Here is a 4,927-nt window from a genome sequence, read left to right as displayed (position 1 = left end):
CTTCGCCTCCGTCGTGGTGGCGTCCGATGCGGTCACGGCCTGCCTCGGCGCTCACCGCGGGCGCGACGGCGCCATCCTGATCCTCGGCACCGGATCGCACGGGCTTGCCCTCTTGAACGGACGTGCGACCAGTGTCGGCGGCTGGGGCTTCGCGCTGGCGGATGATGCCTCGGGCGCCACCCTCGGGCGGAGCGCGGTGCGGTCGGCGATCGCCGCATGCGATGACCTGGGGCCCCGATCGGCACTGACCGAAAGGATCATGGCCGGGTTCGGGCACGACCCAGCCGAAGCCGCGATCTGGGCCACGACCGCCGGGCCGCGCGACTACGGGGCGTTTGCCCCGCTGGTCTTCGAACTCGGCGCGACCGGCGACGAGGTGGCGGCAACGATCCTGCGCGATGCGGCCGCCCGGGTCGACGCCATGCTCGGCCGGCTGGCCGCCCTGGGGGCTGCGCGCATCGCCCTCATGGGCGGGTTGGCGCGCCCCTATGGGCCGTGGCTCGAATCGGGATCGAGGAGGCTATTGGTCGAACCGGCCGGCGACGCCATGGACGGCGCCGTCCTGCTGGCGCGCCGAGAGGTGCCGTCGTGAGGGATGCCGGCCGCGCCGCCATGCTCCCGCCGTGCCGGGTCGGTCCAGGGCCGTGCCGCGCACTTCCTTGGGGATATCGGCAACGATGAGCCTCGACCCATCCTCCCTGTTCGCCCGGGACAGTTTCGCCGAGAGCGATGCCGGCCCGCTCTATGTGCGGCTGCAGGACCGCATCAAGCGGGCGATCGCGAACGGCAGCCTGAAGCCGCTCGAGGCCCTTCCCGGCGAGCGCGACATCGCCCAGTCCCTCAGGGTGTCGCGGGTGACCGTGCGCAAGGCGCTTTCGGGACTGGTCAGCGCCGGCCTGCTCGAGCAGCGGCAGGGATCCGGCACCTTCGTGTCGCGCCGGCCGCCGATCGTCGAGCAGTCCCTGTCACGGCTGACATCCTTCAGCGAGGACATGCGGCTGCGGGGATTCGAGACGACATCGAAATGGCTCGGGCGGGAGATCTCGTCGCCGTCGACCAAAGAGGCCTTCCATCTGGCGCTGTCGATGCAGGATCGGGTGTGCCGCTTCCGGCGGCTCCGCTCCGCCGGCGGCGTGCCGATGGCGATCGAGCAGGCCGCCATTCCGTGCAGGTATCTGGCCAACCCGAAGGCCGTCAAGACTTCGCTCTACGCCGTGCTCGAGGCCCTCGGCGCGAAGCCCGTGCGGGCCCTGCAGCGGCTGTCGGCCGCCAACCTGAGCGACGACGACGCCTCGCTCCTCGGCGTGCCCGCCGGCAGCGCGACGCTGTCGATCGAGCGCATCTCCTACATCGCGAGCGGGCAGCCGGTGGAATTCACCCGCAGCTTTTACCGCGGCGACATCTATGACTTCGTTGCCGAGCTCAACCTGGGACAGCACTGATGCCGGACCGCACCACAACCCACATGGCGGCCGAGATCGCCGAGACCCCGAGCGTCGTCGCGCGGCTCGTCAGCGAACAGGGCAAGGCCATCGGCGCGCTCGGCAAGAGGTTTCGGACGCTGGACCCGAGCGTGATCGTGACCTGCGCGCGAGGCTCGTCGGACCATGCGGCGGCGTATTTCAAATATCTGAGCGAAATTCTCGTCGGCGTTCCCGTGGCCTCGATCGGGCCGTCGGTGGCGTCGCTCTACAAGGCTCCCCTGAGGCTCAGGAACGCCATCGTGATCTCGGTCTCCCAGTCCGGCCAGAGCCCGGACATCGTAGCCTTGCAGGCCGCAGCGCGAAAGGCGGGCGCCTTCTCGGTCGCGGTCGTCAACCAGACCGGCTCGCCGCTCGCCGCGACTGCGGATGCGGTCATCGCGCTCCATGCCGGCACCGAGAGGAGTGTCGCCGCCACCAAGAGCTGCATCGCCTCGGCGGTCGCGCTGGCGGCGCTGGTCGCCGAGTGGCGGGACGATGCGGCCTTGCGGGATGCGGTCGCGCACCTGCCGGAAGCGTTCGAAGCGACCCTCGCCCGCCGCTGGGACAATGCGCTACCCGTGTTCCAGGCGGCGCCATCGGCGTACCTGGTCGGCCGCGGGCCGGCCTTCCCGGTTGCGGCCGAGGCGGCGCTGAAACTCAAGGAAACCTGCATGCTGCACGCCGAGGCGTTCTCCGGCGCCGAGGTGATGCACGGCCCTATGCAGCTGCTGCAGGACGGCTTCCCGGTGATCGCCTTCAGCCAGTCAGATCGATCCCGTCAGGCGATGCGGGCCAGCATCGACAGGCTGCGGGCCTTGCAGGGCCGGGTCTTCGCGGTCACGGCGGACGCCGCCGGCGGCGCCGACGACCTGGCCGTTGGGGCGACCGGCCATCCCGCACTCGATCCGCTGGCCATGCTGCTCTCGTTCTACGCCTTCGCCGAAAAGCTGGCGCGCGCGCGCGGACACGATCCCGACCGGCCGTCCCGGCTGCGCAAAGTGACGGAGACGATGTGATGGCCCCACACGCGCTCTGCGGCGCGCGCGTCTTCACCGGCGAGCGCCTGCTCGAGGACCATGCGGTCCTGGTCGATGGCGACCGCATCCTCGACGTGCTGCCGGCCGCAAGCGTGCCTGCCGGATTTTGCCGCCACGACCTCGGCGGCGGCGTGCTCGCGCCTGGCTTCGTCGACGCCCAGGTCAACGGCGGCGGCGGCGTGCTGTTCAACGAAAGGAGAACCGCCGAAGGCGCCAAGGCCATCGCCATGGCCCATGCGCGACACGGATCGACCGGCCTGCTGCCGACCTTCATCACCGACCATCCGGATCGCCAGGTCGAGGCGGTGGCGGCGATCCGCGAGGCGATCGCCGCCAAGGCTCCGGGGATTCTCGGCATCCACCTCGAAGGCCCGTTCCTGGCGACGGCCCGCAAGGGCGCTCACGACCCCGGCCTGATCCGGCCGCTGACCGACGGCGACGTCGATGTCCTGCTCGACAGCGGGATCGACACGGTGCTGCTGACGGTTGCGGCCGAGAATGCCTCGCCACGGCAGATCCGGCGGCTCACGGACGGCGGCGTCATCGTGAGCCTCGGGCATAGCGATGCCTGCTACGAGATGGCATCGGCCGCGGCCGATGCCGGCGCGCGCGGCGTCACGCATTTGTACAATGCCATGTCGCCGCTCGAGCACCGTGCCCCGGGCCTCGTCGGCGCTGCACTCGACCATGGCGGCCTCTGGGCCGGATTCATCGCCGACGGCCATCACGCCCACGCGGCGGCGCTGCGGATCGCGCTGCGCGCCAAGCAGGGGCCGGCGCGGCTGTTCCTGGTCAGCGATGCGATGCCGCCGGCCGCGTCAAGCGAAACCACTTTCGCGCTCAATGGCCGCACGGTGACCAGCCGCGACGGCAAGCTGACGCTGGAGGACGGGACCTTGGCAGGCTCGGTCCTCACCATGGACCAGGCCGTCAGATACGCCGTCGACCACCTCCACCAACCGCTCACCGAGGCGCTGCGGATGGCGAGCCTCTACCCGGCCCAGTTCCTGCGCCTCGACCGCGACCGCGGCCGGATCGCCGCCCGCTTCGTCGCCGACATGGTGCTCTTGGGCGACGACCTGTCGGTCAGGCGAGTGTGGATCGCAGGCGTCAGCGGGTAGGCTCGAAATTGCGCTGGACATCGGCCTTGACCTATCCCCTCGGGGTCTGCGCTCCCCTCCCAGTATTACGGGGACATGATACCGATTCCACTTTTTCAAATCATGCCTACTTCCTCCGTCCTCTCCGCGCGTGGCTTTCGGCCGGGGCGGCGGGGGGCCAGCGAGCGGCCGAGGAGGGATTCGCTATTACGGGGACATGATACCGATTCCACTTTTTCAAATCATGCCTACTTCCTCCGTGCGGTATTACCGTGCGGTATTACGGGGACATGATACCGATTCCACTTTTTCAAATCATGCCTACTTCCTCCGTCCTCGCCGCGCGTGAGAAATGTCAGGAAGGAGGATACGAGCGGAGCCGAGCCATGCGGGATCCTGGCGTGGAAAAGCAATTAGAAATTATGTCAATCGGTATCGTGTCCCTGTAATTTATAATTTGTAATTCCGAATTCCGTAATTCCGATCACCGGCCCCCGCGCCGCTGCGGCAGCACCGATCGCGCGAGACGATTTGACGCCGACCGTCGCCATCACCGCATCGCGCACCCGCGTCAGCGCGCGAATCCACCCCGCCGGCCGCTCGAAGCGAGCGCGCGCCAGCACTTCGAGATCGTCGTCCGGCCCCGCCGGCAGGTGAATCGCGAACGCATCCAGCAGGTCCGCGCCCACATAAAGCGGCGCCAGCACACTGTCGGACGGCACGGGTACCGCATGGGCTTTGATCATACTGCCAGCTTTACCTAAAGTGTCAGTTTGCAGCAAGCGGCGCCAGCACACTGTCGGACGGCACGGGTACCGCATGGGCTTTGATCATACTGCCAGCTTTACCTAAAGTGTCAGTTTGCAGCAGGGTTGCTTTAAGCACCCAGCACCGATTATGGGGACATGATACCGATTCCACTTTTTCAAATCACGCCTACTTCCTCCGTCCTCGCCGCGCGTGGCTTTCGGCCGGGGCGGCGGGGAGCCAGCGAGCGGCCGAGGAGGGATTCGGCGCGAGCGAGGAAGGCGCCGTCGCCAAGCGGGCGGGCGTTCCCGCCGAGCGTTTCAAAGGACGCGCTCGCGGCCTCGTCGTCGGACGATGGCTCCAAAAGATCCGCGAAACGCGGCGCGATCTCCAGGATTTTCGAGACCACGACACAACCATCGTCCCGGCCTCCGAGGTGCGCCGCGACGCTGCTCCAAGGCCAGTCTTCGGGGCGCTTGCAAAGCCCCGCCCGCACCGGATTGAACGCGAGATAGCGGACCGCCGCCAGCCAATGCGCTTCGTCCATCGCGACGCAGCCGAACCGTCCCTGAAACAAGTG

Annotated in this window: 5 protein-coding genes and 1 pseudogene; 4 read left to right on the top strand and 2 right to left on the bottom strand. The window is 68.3% G+C overall.

Going from position 1 to position 4,927, the window contains the following annotated elements; genetic code table 11:
• The 4 genes from ABSG20_RS30755 to nagA all read left to right on the top strand — a co-directional run.
• Positions 1 to 592, top strand: a 592-nt coding sequence (locus tag ABSG20_RS30755; RefSeq protein ID WP_423868220.1) for a glucosamine kinase nucleotide-binding domain-containing protein, incomplete at its 5' end; no start/stop codon positions are given.
• Positions 593 to 677: 85 nt separating this feature from the next.
• Complete coding sequence (locus ABSG20_RS30750; RefSeq protein ID WP_423868219.1) at positions 678 to 1,442, top strand: GntR family transcriptional regulator; 765 nt, start codon at positions 678 to 680, stop codon at positions 1,440 to 1,442.
• Positions 1,443 to 1,465: 23 nt separating this feature from the next.
• On the top strand, positions 1,466 to 2,479 hold the full coding sequence (locus ABSG20_RS30745) for an SIS domain-containing protein (protein WP_423868218.1): 1,014 nt from the start codon (positions 1,466 to 1,468) through the stop codon (positions 2,477 to 2,479).
• On the top strand, positions 2,476 to 3,621 hold the full coding sequence (gene nagA / locus ABSG20_RS30740) for an N-acetylglucosamine-6-phosphate deacetylase (RefSeq protein WP_423868217.1): 1,146 nt from the start codon (positions 2,476 to 2,478) through the stop codon (positions 3,619 to 3,621). The genes ABSG20_RS30745 and nagA overlap by 4 nt, the downstream gene beginning before the upstream one ends.
• A 404-nt stretch (positions 3,622 to 4,025) precedes the next feature.
• Here the strand turns inward: nagA and ABSG20_RS30735 are convergent, their stop codons facing one another.
• Together ABSG20_RS30735 and ABSG20_RS30730 are read right to left on the bottom strand one after the other, a co-directional pair.
• Positions 4,026 to 4,382, bottom strand: a complete 357-nt coding sequence (locus ABSG20_RS30735) for a DUF2867 domain-containing protein (protein WP_423868216.1) — start codon at positions 4,380 to 4,382, stop codon at positions 4,026 to 4,028.
• A gap of 143 nt (positions 4,383 to 4,525) precedes the next feature.
• A pseudogene (locus ABSG20_RS30730) lies at positions 4,526 to 4,927 on the bottom strand (transposase); the annotation flags it as partial.

The organism is Bradyrhizobium sp. (genome assembly GCF_049512235.1).
GTDB lineage: Bacteria > Pseudomonadota > Alphaproteobacteria > Rhizobiales > Xanthobacteraceae > Bradyrhizobium.
The sequence above is the reverse complement of the archived record's forward strand: the minus strand, read 5'-3'. Positions and strand labels throughout refer to the sequence as shown.